Below are 23,492 nucleotides of genomic sequence, written 5' to 3'. Positions count from 1 at the left end.
ACATAAATAATTGAAATTTAAGGATTTTAAAGATGGCACAAGTGGGAAAAATCCCGGCAACCGTCATTACCGGTTTTCTGGGTGCGGGCAAGACGACCATGATCCGCAATATGCTGGAAAATGCCAATGGCAAACGTATTGCTTTGATCATTAATGAATTTGGCGATCTTGGTGTTGATCGCGGCATCATTAATGGCTGTGGCATTGAAGGCTGTGCTGAAGATGATGTTGTTGAACTTGCCAATGGCTGCATTTGCTGCACGGTTGCCGATGATTTCCTACCAACCATTCGCGCACTGATTGATCGCGAAACCCCACCGGATCACATTGTTATTGAAACCTCTGGGCTGGCATTGCCAAAACCGTTGGTCAAGGCGTTTAACTGGCCGGAAGTCCGGTCGCGCGTGACGGTTGATGGTGTGGTTGCGGTTCTTGATGGTGCTGCTTTGCGCGATGGCTTGTTTGCCCATGATCATCATGCGGTTCAGGCCCAGCGCGAAGCGGATGACAATCTTGACCATGAAAGCCCGCTTGAAGAACTGTTTGAAGAACAGCTTCATTGTGCCGATATCGTCATTTTGAACAAAACCGATCTTTTGACGGTCGAAGAACGGGCCAAGGTCGAAGCTGATATCCGTGCCGAGTTGAAAAAGCCGTCTGTCAAAATCATCGCGACCGAGCATTCGCGCGTCGAAAACGCTATTTTGCTGGGCCTTGGTGCTGCTGCAGAAGATGATCTTGATAGCCGCCCGTCCCATCACGATGATGGGCATGAACATGATCATGATGATTTCGACAGCTTTGTTGTCTCGCTTGATGCGATTGACGATCCGGCTTCTTTGGAAAAGCGTCTGGTGGATGTTGTGCGTCAATTTGACGTGCTGCGGATCAAAGGATTCCTGGATGTGCCGGGCAAACCGATGCGTCAAGTGGTTCAGGGTGTTGGCGAACGGTTCCAGCGGTATTTTGACCGTCCATGGTCGGATGGTGAAACCCGCCGGTCCGAACTGGTGGTGATTGGCCTGCATGGCCTGGACCGTGCCGCGATTGAGACGGCGATCAAAGCCGCCTGAGGACAATCAAAGCCCAAAAGGGCAGAATTTCAGATACCGGATGGCATTGATCATCCGGTATCTGTGCATCTTACGACTTAAAGAAGACGGAAAATCCAGATGCATTTACTTGCAGCCCAACCCGGACTGGTGACAGATGGCAGTGAGGCCGTTGACCTTGGGCAGCAGCCCGGCGACGTCGTGATCTTATCTGCTGCCGAGTCCGAGCTTGCCTGTCTGGCCGGGGCGCAAGCACGCCTATGCGATGCATTTGGGGCAGATGTGCCATCCTTGCGTTTGGCAAGCCTTCTGCAGCTTGGTCACAATATGTCGGTCGATCTATACGTCGATGACGTGCTTAACGATGCCAAATTCATCATTGTCCGCATTCTTGGGGGGCGCGGATATTGGGAATATGGCATCGAACAATTGGTTGCCTTGGCCCGATCCAAAGACATCCCGTTGGTCTTGTTGCCGGGCGATGATCAACCCGATGCAGAATTGCTGTCGCTTTCAACGCTCAAGGGCCGCGAATATCAGAAAATCTGGCGCTATCTGATTGAAGGTGGCCCGCAAAATTCCGAAAATTTACTTCTCCTTATATACGAAAAATTAAATTTAAAGGTGAGCTGGAAATGGGGACCTGCCGCACCATTGGTAAAAGCGGGGGGATATTGGCCGGGAAAATCACAGGCCAGCTTGGATGATGTGCGTGCGGAATGGATTGAAAATCAACCGGTTACGCCGATTATCTTCTATCGTTCATTGGTGCAGGCGGCAAATCTGGATGTCATTGATGCGCTGGTTGAAGAGCTTCGTGCCAATCACTTGAATCCGCTGCCAATTTTTGTCGCAAGCCTCAAAGATCCGCTGGCGGCAGCTTTGGTCAGTGACTGGCTTGCGGAAACCAAGGCGGATTTGATCCTTAATACCACGGGCTTTGCGCTATCCGTTCCGGGTTCAGAACGAAAAGATGGGCCGTTTGATGTCGTCGATGCACCGGTATTTCAGGTCGTGCTTTCGGGCGGTGGCGAAGAAGCTTGGCGCGATGGCGTCAATGGGCTTGCCGCACGCGATATTGCGATGAATGTCGCCCTGCCCGAAGTGGACGGGCGCATTTTGGCACGGGCAATATCGTTTAAGGGATCGGCGGGTAAGGATGATCTGACCCAGATTGATCTGGTGAAATATATCCCTGTCCGGGATCGCGTGGCTTTTACCGCCAAATTGTCCGCCAATTGGGTGCGTCTGCGCAAAACCGATGCCGCCAGGCGCAAGGTGGCGATGGTCATGGCGAACTATCCCAACAAGGATGCAAGACTTGGTAACGGCGTCGGGCTTGATACCCCGGCCGGGATGATTGAAACCCTGCGTGCCATGCAGGATGATGGTTATCGGATCGATAATCTGCCGCTTGATGGCGATGCGCTGATTGCAGCGGTTAAGGCCGGGCCAACCAATGATTTCAAATCACTCTCGGATCGTGAAATCCGGGTGACATTGCCATTGGCGGCATATCAGGCGGCATTTGATGCCCTGCCGAAATCGGTCCGCGATCAGGTGATTGATGCATGGGGCGATCCGAAAACTGATCCATTTTACCTAAGTGATTCTGAAAGCTTCGCGCTGTCGATCCTGCCAATGGGCAATGTCGTGGTCGGGTTACAGCCGGCACGTGGCTATAATATTGATCCACTTGAAAGCTATCACTCGCCTGACTTGGTGCCGCCGCATAACTATTTCGCGTTTTATATCTGGCTGCGTCATGAGTTTGGTGTCGATGCGATCATTCATTTTGGCAAACACGGCAATATGGAATGGCTACCGGGCAAATCATTGGCCCTGTCCGAAGATTGCTTCCCCGAAGCGGTTTTGGGTCCGACCCCGCATTTCTATCCGTTTATCGTCAATGATCCGGGCGAAGGCACACAGGCCAAGCGCCGCGCACAGGCCGTGATCCTTGATCATTTAACCCCGCCTTTAACGCGCGCTGAAAGCTATGGCCCGCTTAAAGACCTTGAAGCACTTGTTGATGAATATTACGAGGCAGCCGCGGTTGATCCACGGCGCTTGGTTATCCTAAAGCGCGATATTCTCGAACTTGCCATTCGTATTGGGCTGGATCGTGATTGTGGGATCGAAGCGGGTGAAGATGAAGAAAGTGCGCTTGCCAAGCTTGATAACTATCTATGTGAACTAAAAGAACTTCAAATCCGCGATGGTCTGCACATCTTTGGTAAGGCACCCGAAGGTGATCTTTTGACTGATCTTTTGGTCGCACTTTCCCGCCTGCCACGCGGGGCGGATCATGGGCCAAAGGCATCGCTTCATCGCGCAATCGCCAAGGATATTCTGGGCGATGCGGGGTTTGATCCGCTTGATTGTGCGTTTGGCGAATTTTGGACGGGGGCAAAGCCCGCCATTCTTGACCATTATGATGTTGGGCCGTGGCGAACCAGTGGCGATACGGTGGAACGGATTGAATTATTGGCCAGCGATCTGGTGCGTGGATCTGTAAAGTCTGATCCTGCATGGACATCGGTCTGTGAAGTTATTTCTGATATCGAAACGAACATACGACCAGCCGTAACCAATTGTGGGGCCGCCGAAATTTCCGGTATGTTACGCGGTCTTGCCGGTAAGTTCGTTGAACCCGGCCCATCGGGGGCACCGACCCGGGGTCGCCCGGACGTTTTGCCGACCGGGCGGAACTTCTATTCGGTTGATACCCGAACAATCCCGACCCCGGCTGCGTGGCAGTTGGGGTGGAAATCGGCTGAGTTGCTGCTTGAACGTCATGTGCAGGACCATGGTGAATGGCCCAGTGCCCTTGGCCTTTCGGTTTGGGGAACCAGCAATATGCGCACCGGCGGCGATGACATCGCACAGGCACTCGCCCTGATGGGGGTACGCCCGACATGGGATAGCGCATCGCGCCGGGTGACCGGGTTTGAAATCATGCCGGCATCGGTTCTGGGTCGGCCGCGTGTAGATGTGACCTTGCGCATATCGGGTTTCTTCCGCGATGCATTTCCCGGTTTGATTGATCTGTTTGACAGTGCAGTGCGTGCAGTCGCCCATCAGACGGATGAGCCCGCTGACATCAACCCGATTGCCAAACGCGTTGCCGCCGAGGCCGAAAAACTCCGTGGGCAGGGTGTCAGTGCAGAAGAAGCCGACCAACAGGCAGGCTTCCGTGTCTTTGGCTCCAAACCCGGGGCATACGGCGCCGGGCTACAGGCCATGATTGATGAAAAACTGTGGGAAGACGAAGACGATCTTGCCGATGCCTATCTTGCATGGGGAAGCTACGCCTATGGCAACGGGGCAGAAGGCACGGCTGCCCGTGGGTTGTTTGAAACCCGGTTATCGAAGGTCGATGCGATTGTCCATAATCAGGATAACCGCGAACATGATCTGCTTGATTCCGATGATTACTATCAGTTCGAAGGCGGAATGACGTCTGCTGTGCGCAGTCTGTCGGGCAAACAACCGACCGTTTATCACAGCGACCATTCCCGCCCCGAAAGCCCGAAAATTAGAACACTGGAAGAAGAAATCGCCCGTGTGGTCCGGGCCCGGGTTGTGAACCCGAAATGGATCAAGGGTGTGATGCGCCATGGTTATAAGGGCGCATTTGAAATCGCTGCGACGGTGGATTACCTGTTTGCCTTTGCCGCAACGGCACGCTGTGTGGCCGATCATCATTTTGATCTGGTCTATGATGCCTATCTTGATGATGCCGAGGTACGCGATTTCATCGAACAGCATAATCCCGATGCACTTCGCGATATTCAGGACCGCCTGCGCGAGGCCATTGAACGCGGACTATGGCAGCCACGCCGCAACAGCGTTGCAACGAACCTGATCGATCAAGCATAAGCCGCCCGGGTAACACACCGGATTCACAAGAAGTTTACTGTCGGAACAATAGTAGGAGTTGAAACGTTACGTTTTCGCACCATATCTCAATTAACCAACTGTTAATAAGTTGTGAGGGACGGGGCACCCCTTTCGGACACCTGCCGGGAAGCAGGTTGATCCAGATGATAGGAGGCCGCGATGGAAAACAAGACCAACGTTCGTTTGCCTGACTATTTGCAAACGCCTTTGCCTGCCCACAAAGGGCACGCAGACGCAATTGACTTCCTGATTTCTGACTGCGACATGCCAGACTGGCTGCGGGCTGATTTGCACGGACAGGGCCGTTATCGTCCTGCACGTGGGGCCATCCGCGCGGTTCTGGATTTGCGTGAACGCTTCAACGGTGTGCATCGCCCGGTCAGCTTTGATGAATTTAGCGACGGCATGACGGAACTTGCCCGTCATCTTCCCGGTCCCGACCAAACCAAAATCGAGATCGAGGCAAAGGTACGGATTTACTGGCGTTACCTTCAAGGGGTCGAATGTCAGGTCTGGCGCACCGCCATTTCTGTCGCCCATATTGCCCTTGATCATTTCCCGGTGGTTCGCGAATTCAAATCCCTGATCGAAAATGTTGTGATCAGTCGCGATTGGCTTGAACGTCGCCTTGAAGTGGTCGAACGCAGCTTCCAGACCCCGGTTCATGCCCGAAACGAAGCCGTGCGCACCGCCTTGATGCGGTTGCGCCGGATGTCTCCGGGCGATCGGTTGCAACTGTTTAACAAGGCCCGGATGCGCCGACCGGAACTGCGCAATATTGATATGCGCGAACCCGATAAATGGGCCGATCTGGTGACCGGGGATCTTGGTCTGTCCCCGCATCAGGGTGCGATCTGGTAAGGTGTCAGGACAAGATTATTGCCAACCCGTTTCCATGGGTGGGGAGAAACCGCCAAAGGGCGGAGAAAAGTGCGGTCCATGGGGCCGCACTTTTCGTTTGTGGTTACCCGGTTCGAACGGACTGGAAACCGTAAAACAGTCTTGATCCCAAGGGTGATTTCGCCGCATTGTGGGGGCGAAATTCAAAGGGATAAAACCATGACCGATAAAAGCCAGCCAGACGTCGATATCAATGCGCGCCATGACGAGAAAATGAAGAAAATCAAGGCCGCGCGCGACAAAATGATGGCCCAAAAGATCGATAAAAAAGGCCTGATCATTGTTCATACCGGCAAGGGTAAGGGCAAATCATCGTCGGCTTTTGGCATGGCGATGCGCTGTGTTGGTCACGACATGAAGGTTGGTGTGGTTCAGTTTATCAAGGGCGGTTGGGAAACCGGCGAAGCCAAATTGCTGAAAAAATTTCCCGATCTATGTGAATTCCATGCCATGGGCGCGGGCTTTACCTGGGAAACCCAGAACCGTGCACAGGATATCGCCCTTGCCCGCGAAGCCTGGAACAAGGCCTTGGAAATGATGCGCGATCCAAGCTTCTCGATGGTGATTTTGGACGAGATTAATATCGTTCTACGCTATGACTTCCTGCCGCTTGAGGATGTTTTGGGCGCATTGGCTGAAAAGCTTCCTGATCAGCACGTGGTTCTGACCGGGCGCAATGCCCCCGATACCTTGATCGAGGCGGCCGATTTGGTCACGGAAATGACCATGATCAAACATCCGTTCCGTGAACAAGGGATCAAGGCGCAGATTGGCGTCGAATTCTGATCGCGGAAATTGGCAAGTCACCCTGACTTCGCTTCTGACAAGAAGGTTTTGAAACCGCAATGAATGCGCAATCTGTTCCTGCCCTGATGCTGCAAGGTACCGGCTCGGATGTTGGGAAATCCTTGTTGGTGGCCGGATTGTGCCGTGCATTTACCCGTCGTGGTCTGCGGGTGCGCCCGTTTAAGCCGCAAAATATGTCCAACAATGCCGCTGTCACCGATGATGGCGGTGAAATTGGCCGTGCTCAGGCACTTCAAGCCCGTGCTGCTGGTGTGCAAACGACGGTGCATATGAACCCGGTTTTGCTCAAACCCCAAAGCGACATTGGCGCACAGGTCGTGGTGCAGGGCAAAGTCCTGACCAGTGCCAAGGCGCGTGATTATTACCGGCTGAAACGTGATATCCTGCCCAAGGTGATCGAAAGCTTCGAGATCATGGCAAAGGATGCCGATCTTGTGTTGGTTGAAGGGGCCGGATCCCCCGCCGAGGTCAATTTACGTGCCGCCGACATTGCCAATATGGGCTTTGCCGAGGCTGCCAAAGTCCCGGTTATTCTGGTTGGGGATATTGATCGTGGGGGTGTGATTGCCTCCATCGTTGGGACATATGCGCTTTTGTCTGACGGCGATCGGCACTGGCTAAAGGGATATGTGATTAACAAGTTTCGCGGTGATGTATCCCTGTTTGAGTCGGCCACCGACATTATCGCTGATCAGTGCGGGTTAAAAAGTTACGGTATCGCAACATATTGGCTTGGAGCCTATAAGCTCCCGGCGGAAGACGGTGTTGCACTGGAAAAAGCCGCGAAATATCAACGCAATAATGACGCGGATGCAGGTGCAACCATTCGCATCGCTGTTCCCCATTTGCCGCGTATTGCCAATTTCGATGACCTTGATCCATTGGCGGCCGAAGATGATGTTGAACTTCTGATTATTAAGCCCGGTCAGGTGATCCCGGCAGGCTGTGATTTGGTGCTGTTGCCCGGATCAAAATCAACCTTGGCTGATTTGCGTTTTTTGAAAGACCAAGGCTGGGATATCGACATTCTGGCCCATCATCGGCGTGGTGGGCATGTGATCGGTATTTGTGGCGGTTATCAGATGCTGGGCAAGATGGTCCACGACCCGCATGGGGTCGAAGGCGCACCGGGCAGTGAAGCAGCTCTGGGCTTGCTTGATGTTGAAACGGTTATGGCCGGTGACAAGACACTGCGTAAGACCGGTGGCGCCACCTGTGGTCCGCCAAACGGTGATACTGGCCCGATTGCTGCGGATATTGCGGTGTCAGGCTATGAAATCCATATGGGGCAGACAAACGGCCCGGATCGGGCGCGGAGCTGGCTGGCCCTTGATGGTGTTTCAGGCGGCAGTTCAGATGACCGAACAGATGGCTCGGGCGTGAACAATGATGGCGCAATCAGCGCCGATGGTCGGGTTTTGGGCTGCTATCTGCATGGCTTGTTTGGCAGTGACGATTTCCGCCACGCCTTTTTGGCAATGATCAGTGCAAGGGATGTAAATCGGGGCACGCATTTCGAAGCTGGAATCGACGCAGCCCTTGATGAATTGGCCGATCATCTGGAATCCTGTCTGGACCTTGACGGTATGTTTGAACTGGCCAAAACTCGCGGGATGTAATCGGTCTTTTGGATTTGCGACACACGTTCGGGTCAAAACAGTGAAAATCGTGCGTTTGGCGGTAAGAAGGTCTTTACTTCAAACCGGCTGCGTGGTTTTACAGATTTTGCAATTCCGGGTCTGAAACGACCCGTAATGAAGTGCCGTTTTCCGCGTATTTGTTTTACGATTTTCCCCGCAAACATTGCGGGTCTTTGCGAAACGTTCATCCTTGGTCGGGTATCCTCACGTCTATGCGTCAGTTACATCATTTTTGGCTCTCACCGTTTTCGCGCAAAGTGCGCCTGGTTCTGGCCGAAAAAAAGCTCGATTTTGAATTAAAGGCCGAACCTGTTTGGGAACGGCGTGATGAATTCCTGCTGATTAATCCAGCGGGTGAAGTTCCGGTTCTTGAAGAAGAAGACGGCACGGTTCTGTGTGATTCGACAGTAATTTGCGAATATCTGGACGAAGTCTATCAGGATGCGCCCAAGCTTTTTGGTGATAACCCGAAAGAACGCGCTGAAATCCGCCGTCTTGTCGCGTGGTTTGATGGCAAGTTTAACCGCGAGGCCACCGACCATTTGCTGGGTGAGAAGCTTCTGAAACGGTTTTTTGCAACCGGCACCCCTGATACCAAGGTTCTGCGCGCCGGTCGAAGCAATGCCGCCTATCATCTTGATTATATCGGCTGGCTGTTTGAGCGCCGGAACTGGTTGGCAGGCGATCACTTGACCATGGCCGATCTGGCAGCCGCCGCACAGGTATCCGTGATCGACTATATGGGCGATATCAACTGGTCGAAACATCCACGCGCCAAAGACTGGTATATGCGGATTAAAAGCCGCCCGGCCATGCGCGATATTCTCGCCGATCGACAGGCCAGCTTCCCGCCATCCAGCCATTATGCAGAACTTGATTTTGAATGATGCATTCATCCAGTTTTGATGAATTCTATCCCGAAGGCGGGCTGAATACTGCAAGTTACGATCTGCGGGCCGATCTTGACCGCAAGATTTTCGAAGACCCCATTCCGTTTTATACCAGATTGGCCGAAAACCTGGCTTCTGATGGCGGTTGCGTGCTTGAACTGGGTTGCGGTACGGGCCGGATCAGCAGTGCGATTGCCGATCTGGGCATTCCGGTCGAAGGGCTTGATTTGTCATCCGCGATGCTCGATCAGGCTCGGGCAAAGTACCCTGATCTGACATGGCATCAGGGCAATATGTGTGACTTTGATCTGGGGCGGCAATTTGATCTCGTGATCATTCCGTTTCGCGGGTTGCAGGAAGTCACCGATGCCAACGATCAACGTCGTTGCCTTGAACGGGCCTATGCCCATTTAAAACCCGGCGGGATGATTGCCCTTGATCTGATGGATCCTGACTTGCGCTATTGTCTGCCAGAAGGCGATCTTGAAAGCGTCGAATTACCACTTTTCCCGATGCCAGAAGGTGTTGGACGGCCCGGAAGCCGTTTGCGGATCACCGCAATGGAACGCATCAATAACCCCCTGACCCAGCGGTTTGACGAACATTGGCGGTTCGAAGAAATCGATCCAGACGGTGCTGCCATCCGGGTTGAAGATGGCTGGCACCAATTGCGTTGGGTACATCGCAGTGAAATGCGGTTGATGCTGGAAGTTTCCGGGTTTGTTTCGATATCGGAATTTTCTGATTTCCAAGGGAACCCGCCGAAATACGCCACCAATCAGGTCTGGATGGCAAAACGGCCGGACTGATGTCCGGCCGTCAAAATCAACTTTGAGATGATAGAAGTCAGTTGTCGGCGAACTTGGCGGCCTGTGCCAAGGTGTTTTGGCGTTCGTCGTTTGTAAGCGGGACCATACCATTATTGGCAAGTAAGCCATCATCGCCTATCACTCCGTCCGTCACATAGACGGAAACAAAATCACCAAGCGATTGAACAAGCTGCTGATGGGCGTCTTTGACATAAAGATAAAGCGCACGTGACCCCGGATAACTGCCGTCAAGGATGGTTTCATAATCGGGTTCAATACCGTTGATGGCAATGCCCTGAAGCTTGTCACGGTTCCGTTCCAGATTGTTAAAGCCCATCACCCCGTAAGAGGTCGGGTCTTTTTCCAATTTGTTGATCACAAGGCGATCATTTTCACCGGCTTCGATATAGGCGCCATCGTTGCGGATGGTACGGCACAAAAGACGGAAGCTGTCAGGATCAGATGATTCAAGGCTGGCGATATCGGAAAATGTCGAACAGCCTTTATCAAGCAAAAGCTGCCCCATCAAATCACGCGTACCGGATGTTGGCGGCGGGCCATACACACGGATTTTAAGATCCGGCAGGCTTGGATCAATATCTGACCATTTTTCATTCGGGTTGGGCACACTGGCACCCTTGACCGGAATGGTCCGGGCCATCGCCAGATAAAGCTGACGCGCGCTAAGCTCCATACTCGGGGCGTTGCGCGATCCCAAAAGGACGATACCGTCATAGCCAATTTTGATTTCGCTGATGTCGTGTACCGAATTGGCGGCACAAATCGCGGTTTCCGATCCGGTGATGGGGCGCGATGAATCGACGATGTCAGGAAATTGTTCCCCGATACCACCACAAAACAGTTTGAATCCGCCACCTGATCCGGTGCTTTCGACAACCGGTGCCGGTGCATTGGTCGATTTGGCGAAATGTTCCGCGACCTTGGTGGTCAGCGGAAAGATGGTCGATGATCCGACAATCCGGATTTGATCACGTGCCTGTGCGACAGGTGCGGCTGAAACAAGCGCAATCGATGCGGCTATGGCAGTCAAGGCAAGCGTGCGACGCATTTCGTCCCCCAAAAACTGTCCGGTTATGATCCGGCAGATTATTCGACCGGTTCATATACAAGCAAACTGGTCACAGCGAACCTTAGTTCGATTCAGTGTGAACATCCATGTTCTCTATATTCGCTTTTGCCGCATCAGCAACAGGGGTTCCGTTTGAATTTTCTATGACATTTAACCAATCCCGGCGTGCCAGATCCTTTTTGCCAGCAATGAGATAAAGCTTTCCGCGCTCAAAAAGGGCCTGAACATTGTTGGGTTCAAGGTTAAGCGCATTTTCAATATCGCTCATCGCCAGATCATAACTTTCAAGCATTCGCCAGGCCGATGCCCGATAGATCAGGACGTCTGGCTGATTCGGAGCAAGATCAAGCGCCTTGTTAAGATCATCAATGGCTTCCCAATATTCCCCGGCAAGCCCAAGCGCCATAGCCCGGTCGACCCATAGTTGCGCATTATTTGGCGCCAGTTCCAACGCACGGCTTTGATCACGCCAAGCAAACTCAAGATTATTGGCCATCATCCAGGCTTGTCCGGCTTGGGCCAACATTCCGGCGATAACGCCGGGTGCCGCCGCACTGTCTTTGGCAAGGGCATCCAGTCTGGTTGCGGCCTCTTCATATTTGCCAAGCGATATCAGGGCCACTGCAACGCAATGCCGGGCCGGTTCGCCACCGCCCATATCGCGCCAGGCAATCGCACTTTCAAACCCGTCTTCGGGTTTAAGTTGGGCAAGTTTGATGCAGTCTTGATATTGCTGACGTTCTTCGATGGTGATGCCGCCATTGCTGTCGGACTGGGCATAGACATCCGGTGCGGCCCAAATGCTGGCAAACCCCGCTAGAAAAAGCGTCGAGGTTGCGCGTGAAAATGTCGAAAGGCCGCAAAGTCGTGACATGGTTCAAAAATGCTCCGTTTTTGGCAAAACCGGGTCGCAAACAGCATAGGGATATGACCTGCCAAGCACCATGCCTGAATGCTCCAAATGCTAAAAAACAATATGAAAACGGCAAGATAATGATTGTCTGGCCCACCGGTGTTGCACCCGGATGATGTTTTCGCGATCACGTGATTGCCGCGTGTGGGTCAAAAGGTTTTGTCTGGATCGGGCCGGACCGCTACTGTGCGCGAAATAGCAATTTAATTGCCAATGATTACGATCAGATACAGGTGCCTTGATGACCAATAAGCTGTTTTGTTTCGGGATGGGATTTTCTGCACGCCTTGTTGCCGATCAATTGCGCGAAGAGGGCTGGCAGATCGCCGGAACCACCCGATCTGCTGATAAGGCCAATCAGCTTAAGGCAGACGGGATTGAACCCTTTATCTTTGCCGATGATCAGCCGATTGCCGATATTAAATCTGCCCTTAAGGACGTGACCCATGTTCTGATTTCGGCCCCGCCCGGTGGGCAAGGCGATCCTGTAATCCATCATCATGGCGGCGATTTGGCCCGTCTGGCTGAAGGCACATGGATTGGGTATTTGTCGACCACGGGTGTTTACGGCGACTATCAGGGTGCGACCGTTACCGAAGAAGATGAATTGCGCCCAAGTGGCAAGCGCGGTCGCCGCCGGGTTGCTGCGGAAAAGGCATGGTTTGATCTTGGCCGTCGCCATGGTCTGTGCGTGCAAAGCTTCCGTCTGGCGGGGATTTACGGACCGGGGCGCAATGCGCTTGAAACTGTGCGATCGGGTCGCGCCCGGCGGATTATCAAACCCGGTCAGGTGTTTTCACGCATTCATGTTGAAGATATTGCCCAAACGGTTCTGGCATCTATCAAACAACCCAATTGTGGGGCGGCCTATAATGTGTGTGATGATGACGCCGCCCCGCCACAGGACGTCATTGCCCATGCCTGCGGATTGCTTGGCATTGATCCGCCGGATGAAGAAGATTTTGCCACCGCAAAGCTAAGCCCGATGGCAGCAAGCTTTTACGAGGATAACAAGCGCGTTGATAACGCACGGATTAAGCAAGAATTGGGTGTAAAGCTGCGTTACCCGGATTATCACGCCGGTTTGATGGCGCTTTACGATGAAATATTGGCCAAACTCGCGTCTCAAGAAGAGATTGTTTAACAAAAGCACATTGTTGACGCGGGTTCGGCGTCGTATATAACCCAATGGGGTTTAGCCCCTTGCCTGCGGACAATCATATCGTCTTCTGTTTGGGCACAATATGATTGTCCACAGGATAACATTCAGATCGGGTCGGTCTCCGCAACCGGCCTTGAAGGTACCAAATGCTGGTATGGCGCGCAGATATTCCTGCGTATCGTGCCACCAGCAAGGAGAGAGCAAGCATGGATCGTCGTATCGTTACCGTCTTTGGCGGCACCGGATTTGTTGGACGTCACATCGTCAAGCGTCTGCTTGAACGTGATTTTATCGTCCGTGTTCCGACCCGAAGCTTTGAGCGCGTCAAAAAACTCAAACCGATGGGCTATCTGGGCCAAGTGGTTCCGATCCATTGCGATGTCCGTGACGAAGGGTCGCTTAAGGACGCGATCAACGGATCAGAAGTCGTGATCAACCTGCTGGGTGTGCTTTATGAGCGCGGTGGCAATAACTTCGTCAACATCCATGTCAAAGCTGCCAAGCGCATCGCCGAAGAAGCCAAGGCATGCGGCGTTAAGACGTTGTTGCATATGTCGGCATTGGGTGTGGATAAAAACCCGTCTTCAAACTATGCCACGTCAAAGCTGGCGGGTGAAAATGCCGTTCGCGAAGCCTTTGCTGATGCCGTGATTTTCCGCCCGTCGGTGGTCTTTGGTCAGAACGACAATTTCCTCAATAAATTCGCCACTTTGGCGCGTTTCTCGCCGGTACTGCCGGTGATTGGTGCGCCGGGCCTGCCGAAAGTTGATCTGGGCGAAGGCAAGGTCGATATTCTGGGCGATGGTGGTCCGAAATTCCAGCCGGTCTATGTTGGCGATGTTGCTGATGCCTTTGTTGCCGCAATCGGCAACAGCAAAGCAGTCGGTAAAACCTATGAGCTGGGTGGGCCGGAAACCTATTCCTTTATGGGTCTGTTGCGCGACATGCTGCACATCACACGTCAAAGTGCGATTTTGGTGCCGGTTCCGTTCTGGCTGGCATCGATCAAGGCATTCTTCCTGCAATTCCTTCCGGTTCCGCCACTAACACCTGATCAGGTTCGTTTGTTGAAAACCGACAATGTTGTTTCCGAAGGTGCTAACGGCTTTGCCGATCTGGGGATTACACCCAACAGCCTCGAAGCAGTGGCACCAGCCTATTTGAAACGCTTTTGCCCGCCGCGTAAATCGGGCGAGTTCCGCCGTTTCGTCTAAGACAACGACACTTACACTCACGGATAAAATTTCAAAACCCCGCCGGTCATTCGGCGGGGTTTTTTGATGTGCGGAAAATGAAGCTGGCAGAATTGATGCGGACTATGGCTGCGCAAGAAACGTTCGAATATGTTCAACGATCATAGCGCGACTGGGCGCTTGGGTGACCGGTGCACCGCCGGGGCGTTCGATCATGATCACCGGAATGCCGAGGTTTCTGGCCGCTTCGATCTTGGCAAAGGTCGCATCCCCGCCGCTGTTCTTGCAGACGATCACATCAATCTCGCAGCGTTCTAAAAGCTCGGTCTCACCCTCGACGCTGAACGGCCCACGGGCAAACAGCCATTCCCCATGCGTAAGATCAAACGGATCGCGCGGGGCATCGACGGTGCGAACCAAAAGCCACGTCTTTTCAAGATTGTCAAAGGCATGAAGGTTTTTCGCTCCGCTTGCGATCAACGCACGTGTGCCGTGTCTGGATAAAATGCTTGCCGCTTCTTCAATCGATTTTACGCTGATCCAGTTGTCGCGTTCGGTCTTTTCCCAGCTTGGGCGATGATACTGAATGCAGGGCATCGCAACTGCGTGACAGGCTTGGGCAATGTTGCCGGAGATCTGCGTCGCATAGGGATGTGTCGCATCAATCACCAGATCAATCTGTTCGGTTTTGAAATGCGAAATAATGCCTTCTGGTCCGCCAAATCCACCAATGCGGACGGGAACGCCATCGGGGATGCTTGGCGCACTGGTGCGACCGGCAAGAGACAGTTGAAGGCGGATATCGCGGCCAAATTCATGCATCAGGTCTTCGATAATTCGGTTCGCATCCCCTGTACCGCCAAAAATAAGAATATGTTTCGGACGTGTGGCCGGCTGGGAAAGCGACATGGGCAAATTACCTTGTTTTTTGTCGACCTGTTTTGGTCCGTTGGTTCGTTATGTACTGCGGCGGGCAGTGTATCAGAGGTTCATCAGACCGGTGTAACCGGCTTGAATTGGTCAAAGTCGCCAAATCCATGACGAGCAATGATCAAGCCAGCCCGATCCGTGATCACGATTTCAATCGCATTGGCACCGTCAAGGGTCGCGCGGGCGGACTCACAGGCCTGACGGGCGATGGTGTCTGCTATATTAACGTTTGCGGCCTGACAAAGTTCCAAAACCTGTTTGGCCGTGTTGGCTGTGCGCGTCTGATGTTGAAGGTTTTCATCGCCGCCTGACAGGGCAATTGTTTCAGCCAGCTTGTTAAAATCAACCTGTGACCGGCTGCTGTGCAGGTCAAGATGACCTTGGGCTAGTTTGATCAGTTTGGCGAACCCGCCGGAAATGCTGACAAATTCGACCGGGTTCTTACGCAGATATTTCAACATCCCGCCCACAAAATCGCCCATATCAAGGATCGCTTCATCGGGGAGGTCATAAAATGTCCGAATGGCGGCCTCAGACGTTTTCCCCGTCGCCCCGGCAACATGTTGTCGGCCGGTTGCACGGGCAACATCAATCCCGCGATGGATGGAATGAATCCACGCTGAACAGCTAAACGGGATGACAATCCCCGTGGTGCCCAAAACCGAAAGCCCGCCAACAATGCCAAGGCGCGGGTTCCATGTTTTGGTGGCAATTTCCTGACCGCCGGGAATGGAAATTTCGATCTCAACATCTGGTGAGACATCAAATTTCTCGGCAAGTTCGGCAATCTGCCCAACCATCATTTCACGTGGTTTAGGGTTAATTGCCGCCTCACCCGGTGGCAAAGGCAATCCGGGTTTGGTGATGGTGCCCACCCCGTCGCCCGCATGAAATGTAATGCCATTTCCCGGTTTGGCACGGCGGACAGTGGCAATGATTTCAGCACCATGGGTGACATCCGGATCATCCCCTGCATCCTTGATCACACTGGCCCGTGCCCAACCTTCGCCCGTTTCGGCCTTTACCAGTGAAAAGGACGGCGTTTCCCCCCGTGGCAGGGTGATGGTAACCGGATCAGGAAAATCGCCAGACAAGATCGCCTGCCACGCAGCACGGGTCGCAGCGGTGGCACAGGCCCCCGTTGTCCATCCCTTGCGCAGCGGTCCGTCTGGTTTTCTTGCCATCGGTCGATTTTTTCCTGTCAATCTCGCGGCGGGTCCCGCTATTGAAGGCAGGCATTTACCTTGCAGCGGGACGTCTAATTAAACATCGTTAATGATGTTGTTTATTAATTAATACGATAAATTTCCGGTAATATGTTGAACGTATCGTTTGATTGCTGTTTAACATATCCTCTTGATGCGGTCCTGCACAGATGGACCGAAATTGATAGAACAGAAGTATTTTACGATGACGAAACTTGGTCTTGATTTTCCGGTATTTGAGCCGGGTTGGGTATGGCTTGTCGGTGCAGGACCGGGCGATCCCGGTTTGCTAACACTCCATGCAGTCAATGCCATGCAACAGGCCGATGTCGTTGTTTTTGATGCACTGGTCGATGAACGAATTTTGAACCTTTTGCGACCCGATGCACAGCGTGTCTATGCCGGGAAACGCGGTGGGCGTCCGTCTGCCAAACAAACCGATATTTCGCTTCAACTGGTTGATTTTGCCAAGCAAGGCTTGCGCGTGTTGCGCCTTAAAGGCGGTGATCCGTTTGTCTTTGGCCGCGGTGGCGAAGAAGGCATGACCCTTGTGGACCACAATGTACCGTTCCGGGTTGTGCCGGGGATTACGGCCGGGATTGCCGGGGCGGCTTATGCCGGTATTCCTACCACGCACCGCGATTGCAATGCGTCGGTAACGTTTGTTACCGGCCATGGATCAAGTGGCGAAGTGCCCGACAATATCAATTGGGGGGCACTGGCCAAAGGTGCGCCGGTTTTGGTGATGTATATGGCGATGAAACATCTGCGCCGGATTTCAGCAGAACTGATGGCGAATGGCCGTGCGGCTGATGAACCCCTTGCGGTGATCAGTCAGGCCACCACGCCACAGCAGGGCATTTTAATCACGACGCTGGAAAAGGCGGCCGATGATGTTGAACGTGCCGGGGTTGAACCGCCTGCGGTTTGCATTTTGGGCAAGGTGGTTGGATTGCGCGATAAGTTAAATTGGTTGTCGCCGCAAGATGACGTCAAATCGGTGCGTAATGTCCCGTTTGAACAGGTCCTTGACCTGATTTCGACCCCGTCTGATCCGCTGAAAGATTAGGGCCTGAACCTAACCACAGATCATCTTTCAAAATTTACCAGCAATCGATTGATTTATATCGTTGTCGCCCTGCGATGTGCTTGTCACAATCGCCCGCATTGAAGTAAGCGGTCAGGTGATGGACGAACAACAGATATTGATCCGCATCCTTGAAAGCGGCTGGGCACAATGTGCTGAAATCCTGCGCGATGATGGCGGGGTTCTTTTGACTGCGCTGATTGCCGGTTTGGTCGGCAGTGTCACCCATTGTGTCGGCATGTGCGGGCCGTTCGTGATCAGCCAGGTCACCAGCCGGATGGAACAGCTTCCCCTTGAAAAAATGAACGAGTTTCGCCGTCTGACCGGGGCGGCTTTATTGCCCTATCAGTTCGGGCGGCTAACGACATATTGCTTGCTGGGTGCAATGGCCGGGTATTTTGCTGATGGGATCACGGCTCTGACGCAAATCTGGTGGATTGGCCCTGTGCTGTTAAGCCTCGCCGGGGTGTTTTTCCTTGTTTTTGGAATTATGGGATTGATGCCCCATCTTGGCAGTCTGTTGCCGCCATCAGGCGAAACGCGGTGGTGGAACCGCGTGTTGGGGGATTATATGCGCCCGCTATTTACCGCCCCGTTTGGCTGGCGGGGGTTTCTGCTTGGCGTGATGTTGGGCTTTATTCCCTGTGGCTTGGTATATGGCGTACTCATCATGGCGGCGGCTTCGGGGGCGGCCTTAAGCGGGGCGGCTGTGATGGGTGTCTTTGGGCTTGGAACCGTTCCGATGTTGTTTGTCACCGGATTTGTCGGGCAATATGCCGCACAGCGGTTCCGCACCTTCATGGTGCCGGTGGGACGCGGGCTTATGATTGTAAACGGCTTGATCCTGTTTGTGTTGGCGGCCAAAACCATTGCATGAAACGCAAATCTTGCAGCGAACCAATGATTGGAAACCTGTTGTGATTTCATGATTTATCCATTGGTGTGAGCATTCACACAACCACTGCCCTTGCATGATTGTAATGGGCATTTATAGTGCCGACACGGTTTGTAACGTAAAAAATGGCCCGGATTGGGCGACGAAAACGAGGTAGGTCGCGTGAGCAAAAAGACGCTTTTGGCAATTTTGGCAATTGCCCTGGTTCTGGGAATTGGTTTGACCTATCGCCTGATGATGATGGGGACTGAAACCCAGTCATCTGGTACGGCTTCCATCGGCGGTCCGTTCGAACTTGTGAACCAGAATGGCGAAACCGTGACTCAGGCCGATTTCAACGGCAAATATATGATGACGTATTTCGGCTATACGTTCTGCCCGGATGTCTGCCCGACCGAATTGCAGGTCATGGGCGATGCGCTTGATCTCATGCCAGACGACATTGCCAATGAAATTACACCGGTGTTTTTCACGGTCGATCCGGAACGGGACACGGTTGATGCGATGAAGGCCTATGTGCCGCATTTCCATGACCGGATGGTGGGTTTGACCGGGACGGTTGCGCAAACGACTGCTGCGGCAAAAGCCTATCGGGTTTACTATGCCAAATCGATCCCGGAAGGCGAGCCGGATAACACGGATTCTTACCTGATGGATCATTCATCCTTTGTGTATCTCATGGATCGCAAGGGTCAGTTCATCCGCCATTTCAATTATGGTACCACCCCGGAAGACATGGCCAAGGGCGTTGCAGAAGCGGTCAAAAAGAACGGCTAAACTGGGTTGTTTGCGCTAACATGATGCAAACCAGAATGCCGGGCACCGGAGACCTTACCAGATGCAATCCACCCGACCGACCCCACCGGGCATCATGATTGCTGCCCCGTCGTCAAACAGTGGCAAGACCGTCATAACCTTGGCCTTGCTGAGGGCTTTGACGCGCAAGGGCCATGCAATTGCGGCGGCAAAAACCGGCCCTGATTACATTGATCCGGCCTTTCAGTCCGCCGCATGTCACGGGGTTTGCATTAATCTTGATCCGTGGGCGATGAGCCCGGCGCAGATCAGATCGCTTTCAACAAATCATGGCGCGGATAAATCCTTCCTGATGTGTGAAGGTGTGATGGGCCTGTTTGATGGTGCGGCAAATGGCAGCGGATCGACCGCCGATCTTGCCGCCATGACCGGATGGCCGGTGGTTCTGGTCGTTGATGTAAAGGGGCAATCGGTATCTGCTGCCGCCCTGATTTCCGGCTTTGCGTCGTTCCGCGATGACATCAATATCGCGGGTGTCATCCTGAACCGGGTTGGAAGCGCGCGGCACAAACAAATGATTGTAGATGCCTGTGCCAAGCATCTGCCCGATATCCCGATCATTGGTGCTGTGCGCCGGAATGACGCGTTGTTGTTGCCCGAACGCCATCTTGGCTTGGTCCAAGCCGGGGAGCATCCCGAACTTGAATCATTTCTCGATCACGCAGCAGATATCATTGCCGAGGATATCGACCTTGATGCCTTTGTTGGCTTGATCAAGGCGAAAAATGCACTGATGTCTGAACCGGCTATGGCTGCTGCCGCATCTCATGATATTGCCCCACTGGGGCGCCATATTGCCATCGCCCGTGATGCGGCTTTTGCCTTTAGCTATGCCCATCTTCTTGAAGGCTGGCGGCGCGCAGGGACGGAAATATCGTTCTTTTCACCCTTGGCAGATGAAACCCCGAATTCTAACTGTGATGCGATTTATCTGCCTGGGGGATATCCTGAATTGCATGCGGCTAAATTGGCCGCGGCGGGGGCCTTCAAAGCATCCCTTCGCACAGCCGCAGATAACGGCGTTGTGATTTATGGCGAGTGCGGGGGCTTTATGACCCTTGGCACGCATCTGACCGATGGCGATGGTTCATGCCATGAAATGCTGGGTCTTTTGCCGCTTGCCACCAGTTTTGCGACGCGTAAGCTGCATCTGGGATATCGCGAAGCCACACTTGCCATTGAAACGCCATTCGGTCCGATGGGAACTGTTTTACGCGGTCATGAATTCCATTACGCCACGACTTTGACCCAAACCGGATCGTCATTTTGTCAAATGCGCAACGCGACGGGGGATGATCTTGGTCCGGCCGGGCTGGTGCAAGGCCGGGTATTCGGATCGTTCTTTCACATGGTGGCACAAGGCTGATCTGCCGGTTTGGCCGTGGGATTGCGATGGGATTGGCTTGATAGGTAAAGTCCGATTACACTATACCCATCAAGATTGACCGCCCGCATGAGAGAGAGAATGACAAAGAACGATACCGTCGCACGTTCGTCGGAACGATTTTGGGAAACCAAGAAGCTTGCCGAAATGTCGCGAGATGAATGGGAATCCCTGTGTGATGGCTGTGGCAAATGCTGTTTGCACAAGCTGCAGGACGAATATGATGACTATGTCTATTTCACCTCGGTTGCGTGCCTGTTGCTTGATTGCGAAACATGCCGGTGCAAGGACTATCACAACCGCACCAAACACGTTCCCGACTGTGTTCAGCTTTCCATGGACAATGTTGACGCCCTGTCATGGATGCCCTCGACCTGTGCGTATCGATTGATATCAGAAGGAAAAGGTCTTTTTGATTGGCATCCGCTTGTGACCGGTGATCAGGAATCCGTTTTTGCCGCCGGTCAGTCTGTGCGTGGCAAGGCAATTCCCGAAGAAGAAGCCCATCCTGATCTCAGCCGCTATATCGTTAAATGGCCTGCCTGACCTCGCGGTTTAAATGAACCGTAGTCTGTAAGATAACCAAAAAAACGTCGCCGGGACTCGGGATGCTTGTTGCACCGAAACCATGAAGGTTGCATCGGATCCGAAAATTTTTAAGCCATGATTCGGATTTGCGCAGGTTTTGGGCGATAAATTTTCACGCAAGACGAGTATATCAAAATAATCAGATTAATGGCCTGTCGGCGTTTTGAAAAGACCGTATGGAAGTAAGAATTGTACTTACGGTTGCGGATGGTCAGCATATCAACATACACAAAGAAGCTATTGAACTACCATAATGTATATGTATATATCCGGCGATCAACTGTTCTTGGATCGGACGATTGATCGTTTGTAATCAAGTTGCAGAGTTCTTACCTATCAGATTGGTGTAACCAAAACAGTCGTGAGAGAAGCTTGCTTTCAGCGATATTTATTTTATAAATCTCTAATTTAATGCAATAAAAACATAATATTACTGTGTTTTTCACCTGTATTGGCATCTGCTAGTTAAGTGTTTTGGGTTGATAAATTTGCGTGTCGGTTAACGAGGCACTCCTCAAAAGTAGCGATTTTCGCACGATAGAAATTCAACTTTGCGTCTGGTCAGTGCGCAGGTTTTGAGAATTTTACTTCCTATACAAAGGTGGTAAATTTTGTAATCCGCTCTTCTGGGAAGTAGGGCGACAAGGGCTCGGGATTGAGCGGATCGGAAGGATGTTAGAAGTGGGTTTTGGTTTTTTTGAGAATGGTAAACGCGCGCAGGCCGAAGAACAGGTTGCAGCTGCGTTAAGCCGGTCGATGGCACGCATTGAGTTTGATGCGCAGGGCAATATTCTGTGGGCGAACGAAAACTTTCAGAAGGTTATGGGATACGAATTGTCTGAAATTGTTGGCAAACATCACGCGATGTTCGTCCCACAAGAAATCGTCAATACAGCTGACTATCAGGCATTCTGGAAGAAATTGGGCACAGGCGAGTTCGTGAGCGGTGCCTTTCCCCGCAAACGCAAAGATGGTCGGCTTTTGTGGCTTGAATCGACCTATAACCCGGTCTTTGATGGCAAAGGGAAACTGATCAAGGTCGTCAAATTTGCCAGTGACATTACCGAGCGTCGCAATGAACGCGCACTGCTGCAAAGTGTGTTTGAAGCAATCAGTGTCTCGCAGGCCGTGATCGAATTTGACCTTGATGGACATATTTTGAATGCCAACGAAAACTTTCTGTCAGTTATGGGCTATGGACTGGACGAGATAAGAGGCAAGCACCATTCAATGTTTGTCGCAGGCGATTATAGCAAGTCGGTCGAATATCGCACGTTCTGGCAGAATCTTAATCAGGGGAAATTCCAGGCCGGTCAGTTCAAACGGGTTGGCAAGGGTGGTAAGGAAATCTGGATCGAGGCATCCTATAACCCGGTTCTCGATGGTGTTGGTAATCCGATCAAGGTGATCAAATTTGCCACGGATATTACCGAACAGACCAAGCTTCTTTTGAACCTGAAACAAATGATCGACGGTAATTTTGCCGAAATCGAAGGCAACATCGCCGAGCTGAACGAACGCACAATCCACAGTGTTGACGTATCGGCCGGGACCATGGAATTGACCCGGTCAGTTGCTGCCAGTGCTGAACAAATAGCAGCATCGATCTCAGAAATTTCGCGCAGCATGACCCAGTCGCAATCTGAAACCGAACGTGCTTTTGATCAGACCGAAACAGCCAACGAAATGACCCAGCGCATGACCGGTGTGGTTGATGAGATGGGCAATATCGTCGAAGTCATCCGCAATATTGCCGGGCAGATTAATCTACTGGCCCTGAATGCCACGATCGAAAGTGCGCGCGCGGGTGAGGCGGGCAAAGGCTTTGCCGTTGTCGCGAACGAAGTCAAAAATCTTGCCAATCAGGCGGCCCGCGCGACCGAGGATATTTCGCAAGAAATTACAGGTATTCAGTCGATTTCTGCAGAAGTTGCAGGCGCTCTGCAGCTTATTCGCGGATCAGTCGAAACTGTTCGCAATGATGTCACCAATATCTCGTCAGCTGTCGCAGAGCAGAATACTGTTACCGACGATGTCAGTGCGAATATGCGCAATATGGCCCAAACCGTCGAAGATTTGTCCCATGATCTAGAAGCAATTCGCGCAACCAGTGATGTGGTTGCGGCATCGGTTCACAAAACCCGCAAAGCCGCCGAAGTTCTCGCACGCTGATCGCAAAACAGATTTAAAAACAATACTCTGCAAACATTGTAAAAAGGGTGGAACCA

At 52.5% G+C, this 23,492-nt stretch carries 19 protein-coding genes; 15 read left to right on the top strand and 4 right to left on the bottom strand.

What is annotated here, in order from left to right; all coding sequences use genetic code 11:
- Positions 1–32: 32 nt before the first annotated feature.
- The 7 genes from cobW (at position 33) to ACQ0MK_RS16920 (ending at position 10,001) form a co-directional block, all read left to right on the top strand.
- Positions 33–1,073, top strand: coding sequence for a cobalamin biosynthesis protein CobW (gene cobW / locus ACQ0MK_RS16950; RefSeq protein ID WP_430473608.1), 1,041 nt, complete (start codon positions 33–35; stop codon positions 1,071–1,073).
- A 99-nt stretch (positions 1,074–1,172) separates the two neighbouring features.
- A complete protein-coding gene (gene cobN, locus ACQ0MK_RS16945) occupies positions 1,173–4,934 on the top strand; it encodes a cobaltochelatase subunit CobN (RefSeq protein ID WP_430473607.1) in 3,762 nt (1,253 codons plus the stop codon).
- A 180-nt stretch (positions 4,935–5,114) separates the two neighbouring features.
- Entirely contained in the window at positions 5,115–5,816 is a 702-nt protein-coding gene (locus tag ACQ0MK_RS16940; protein ID WP_430473606.1) for a hypothetical protein, read from the top strand.
- A gap of 198 nt (positions 5,817–6,014) precedes the next feature.
- Complete coding sequence (gene cobO, locus ACQ0MK_RS16935; protein ID WP_430473605.1) at positions 6,015–6,641, top strand: cob(I)yrinic acid a,c-diamide adenosyltransferase; 627 nt, start codon at positions 6,015–6,017, stop codon at positions 6,639–6,641.
- A 59-nt stretch (positions 6,642–6,700) separates the two neighbouring features.
- A complete protein-coding gene (locus ACQ0MK_RS16930) occupies positions 6,701–8,281 on the top strand; it encodes a cobyric acid synthase (RefSeq protein ID WP_430473604.1) in 1,581 nt (526 codons plus the stop codon).
- 233 nt (positions 8,282–8,514) lie between these two features.
- A complete protein-coding gene (locus ACQ0MK_RS16925; protein WP_350161029.1) occupies positions 8,515–9,189 on the top strand; it encodes a glutathione S-transferase family protein in 675 nt (224 codons plus the stop codon).
- Positions 9,186–10,001 carry a class I SAM-dependent methyltransferase gene (locus ACQ0MK_RS16920; protein WP_430473603.1) on the top strand — a complete coding sequence of 272 codons (816 nt, stop codon included), beginning with the start codon at positions 9,186–9,188 and terminating at the stop codon, positions 9,999–10,001. Before ACQ0MK_RS16925 ends, ACQ0MK_RS16920 begins: the two co-directional genes overlap by 4 nt.
- A 37-nt stretch (positions 10,002–10,038) precedes the next feature.
- On the opposite strand, the gene ACQ0MK_RS16915 is transcribed toward ACQ0MK_RS16920, so the two are convergent.
- Positions 10,039–11,070 (bottom strand): substrate-binding domain-containing protein, encoded by a 1,032-nt coding sequence (locus ACQ0MK_RS16915; RefSeq protein WP_430473602.1) that lies wholly within the window; start codon positions 11,068–11,070, stop codon positions 10,039–10,041.
- Positions 11,071–11,152: 82 nt separating this feature from the next.
- Complete coding sequence (locus ACQ0MK_RS16910) at positions 11,153–11,965, bottom strand: tetratricopeptide repeat protein (RefSeq protein ID WP_430473601.1); 813 nt, start codon at positions 11,963–11,965, stop codon at positions 11,153–11,155.
- Between the two features lie 280 nt (positions 11,966–12,245).
- Here ACQ0MK_RS16910 and ACQ0MK_RS16905 point away from each other — a divergent pair, with 280 nt between their 5' ends.
- Positions 12,246–13,148: an SDR family oxidoreductase gene (locus tag ACQ0MK_RS16905; protein WP_430473600.1), complete on the top strand. Its 903-nt coding sequence runs from the start codon at positions 12,246–12,248 to the stop codon at positions 13,146–13,148.
- A 224-nt stretch (positions 13,149–13,372) separates the two neighbouring features.
- Positions 13,373–14,380 (top strand): complex I NDUFA9 subunit family protein, encoded by a 1,008-nt coding sequence (locus ACQ0MK_RS16900; RefSeq protein ID WP_430473599.1) that lies wholly within the window; start codon positions 13,373–13,375, stop codon positions 14,378–14,380.
- A gap of 102 nt (positions 14,381–14,482) precedes the next feature.
- Here the strand turns inward: ACQ0MK_RS16900 and ACQ0MK_RS16895 are convergent, their stop codons facing one another.
- Both ACQ0MK_RS16895 and ACQ0MK_RS16890 read right to left on the bottom strand, forming a co-directional pair.
- Positions 14,483–15,268, bottom strand: a complete 786-nt coding sequence (locus ACQ0MK_RS16895; RefSeq protein ID WP_430473598.1) for a cobalt-precorrin-6A reductase — start codon at positions 15,266–15,268, stop codon at positions 14,483–14,485.
- 83 nt (positions 15,269–15,351) lie between these two features.
- Entirely contained in the window at positions 15,352–16,473 is a 1,122-nt protein-coding gene (locus ACQ0MK_RS16890; protein WP_430473597.1) for a cobalt-precorrin-5B (C(1))-methyltransferase, read from the bottom strand.
- A gap of 226 nt (positions 16,474–16,699) precedes the next feature.
- On the opposite strand from ACQ0MK_RS16890, the gene cobA reads away from it, so the two are divergent.
- The 6 genes from cobA to ACQ0MK_RS16860 all read left to right on the top strand — a co-directional run bounded on the left by cobA (position 16,700) and on the right by ACQ0MK_RS16860 (position 23,436).
- Complete coding sequence (gene cobA, locus ACQ0MK_RS16885; protein ID WP_430473596.1) at positions 16,700–17,563, top strand: uroporphyrinogen-III C-methyltransferase; 864 nt, start codon at positions 16,700–16,702, stop codon at positions 17,561–17,563.
- 61 nt (positions 17,564–17,624) lie between these two features.
- Positions 17,625–18,458: a sulfite exporter TauE/SafE family protein gene (locus ACQ0MK_RS16880; protein WP_430473595.1), complete on the top strand. Its 834-nt coding sequence runs from the start codon at positions 17,625–17,627 to the stop codon at positions 18,456–18,458.
- A gap of 180 nt (positions 18,459–18,638) precedes the next feature.
- Positions 18,639–19,253 (top strand): SCO family protein, encoded by a 615-nt coding sequence (locus ACQ0MK_RS16875; RefSeq protein ID WP_430473594.1) that lies wholly within the window; start codon positions 18,639–18,641, stop codon positions 19,251–19,253.
- A 61-nt stretch (positions 19,254–19,314) separates the two neighbouring features.
- Entirely contained in the window at positions 19,315–20,658 is a 1,344-nt protein-coding gene (locus ACQ0MK_RS16870; protein ID WP_430473593.1) for a cobyrinate a,c-diamide synthase, read from the top strand.
- A gap of 99 nt (positions 20,659–20,757) precedes the next feature.
- Entirely contained in the window at positions 20,758–21,222 is a 465-nt protein-coding gene (locus ACQ0MK_RS16865; protein WP_430473592.1) for a YcgN family cysteine cluster protein, read from the top strand.
- 723 nt (positions 21,223–21,945) lie between these two features.
- Positions 21,946–23,436 carry a methyl-accepting chemotaxis protein gene (locus ACQ0MK_RS16860; protein ID WP_430473591.1) on the top strand — a complete coding sequence of 497 codons (1,491 nt, stop codon included), beginning with the start codon at positions 21,946–21,948 and terminating at the stop codon, positions 23,434–23,436.
- Positions 23,437–23,492 lie beyond the last annotated feature (56 nt).

The sequence above is a fragment of the Thalassospira lucentensis genome (assembly GCF_050516545.1).
Lineage (GTDB): Bacteria > Pseudomonadota > Alphaproteobacteria > Rhodospirillales > Thalassospiraceae > Thalassospira > Thalassospira lucentensis_C.
The sequence above is the reverse complement of the archived record's forward strand: the minus strand, read 5'-3'. Positions and strand labels throughout refer to the sequence as shown.

What these genes read in the sequence shown, in the direction of transcription:
- ACQ0MK_RS16940 (WP_430473606.1), top strand. Translation starts at nt 5,115, where the DNA reads ATGGAAAACAAGACCAACGTTCGTTTGCCTGACTATTTGCAAACGCCT.
- ACQ0MK_RS16895 (WP_430473598.1), bottom strand. Translation starts at nt 15,268, where the DNA reads ATGTCGCTTTCCCAGCCGGCCACACGTCCGAAACATATTCTTATTTTT.
- ACQ0MK_RS16870 (WP_430473593.1), top strand. Translation starts at nt 19,315, where the DNA reads ATGCAATCCACCCGACCGACCCCACCGGGCATCATGATTGCTGCCCCG.
- cobA (WP_430473596.1), top strand. Translation starts at nt 16,700, where the DNA reads ATGACGAAACTTGGTCTTGATTTTCCGGTATTTGAGCCGGGTTGGGTA.
- ACQ0MK_RS16890 (WP_430473597.1), bottom strand. Translation starts at nt 16,473, where the DNA reads ATGGCAAGAAAACCAGACGGACCGCTGCGCAAGGGATGGACAACGGGG.
- ACQ0MK_RS16865 (WP_430473592.1), top strand. Translation starts at nt 20,758, where the DNA reads ATGACAAAGAACGATACCGTCGCACGTTCGTCGGAACGATTTTGGGAA.
- ACQ0MK_RS16910 (WP_430473601.1), bottom strand. Translation starts at nt 11,965, where the DNA reads ATGTCACGACTTTGCGGCCTTTCGACATTTTCACGCGCAACCTCGACG.
- cobN (WP_430473607.1), top strand. Translation starts at nt 1,173, where the DNA reads ATGCATTTACTTGCAGCCCAACCCGGACTGGTGACAGATGGCAGTGAG.
- ACQ0MK_RS16930 (WP_430473604.1), top strand. Translation starts at nt 6,701, where the DNA reads ATGAATGCGCAATCTGTTCCTGCCCTGATGCTGCAAGGTACCGGCTCG.
- ACQ0MK_RS16900 (WP_430473599.1), top strand. Translation starts at nt 13,373, where the DNA reads ATGGATCGTCGTATCGTTACCGTCTTTGGCGGCACCGGATTTGTTGGA.
- ACQ0MK_RS16915 (WP_430473602.1), bottom strand. Translation starts at nt 11,070, where the DNA reads ATGCGTCGCACGCTTGCCTTGACTGCCATAGCCGCATCGATTGCGCTT.
- ACQ0MK_RS16920 (WP_430473603.1), top strand. Translation starts at nt 9,186, where the DNA reads ATGATGCATTCATCCAGTTTTGATGAATTCTATCCCGAAGGCGGGCTG.
- cobW (WP_430473608.1), top strand. Translation starts at nt 33, where the DNA reads ATGGCACAAGTGGGAAAAATCCCGGCAACCGTCATTACCGGTTTTCTG.
- ACQ0MK_RS16905 (WP_430473600.1), top strand. Translation starts at nt 12,246, where the DNA reads ATGACCAATAAGCTGTTTTGTTTCGGGATGGGATTTTCTGCACGCCTT.
- cobO (WP_430473605.1), top strand. Translation starts at nt 6,015, where the DNA reads ATGACCGATAAAAGCCAGCCAGACGTCGATATCAATGCGCGCCATGAC.
- ACQ0MK_RS16925 (WP_350161029.1), top strand. Translation starts at nt 8,515, where the DNA reads ATGCGTCAGTTACATCATTTTTGGCTCTCACCGTTTTCGCGCAAAGTG.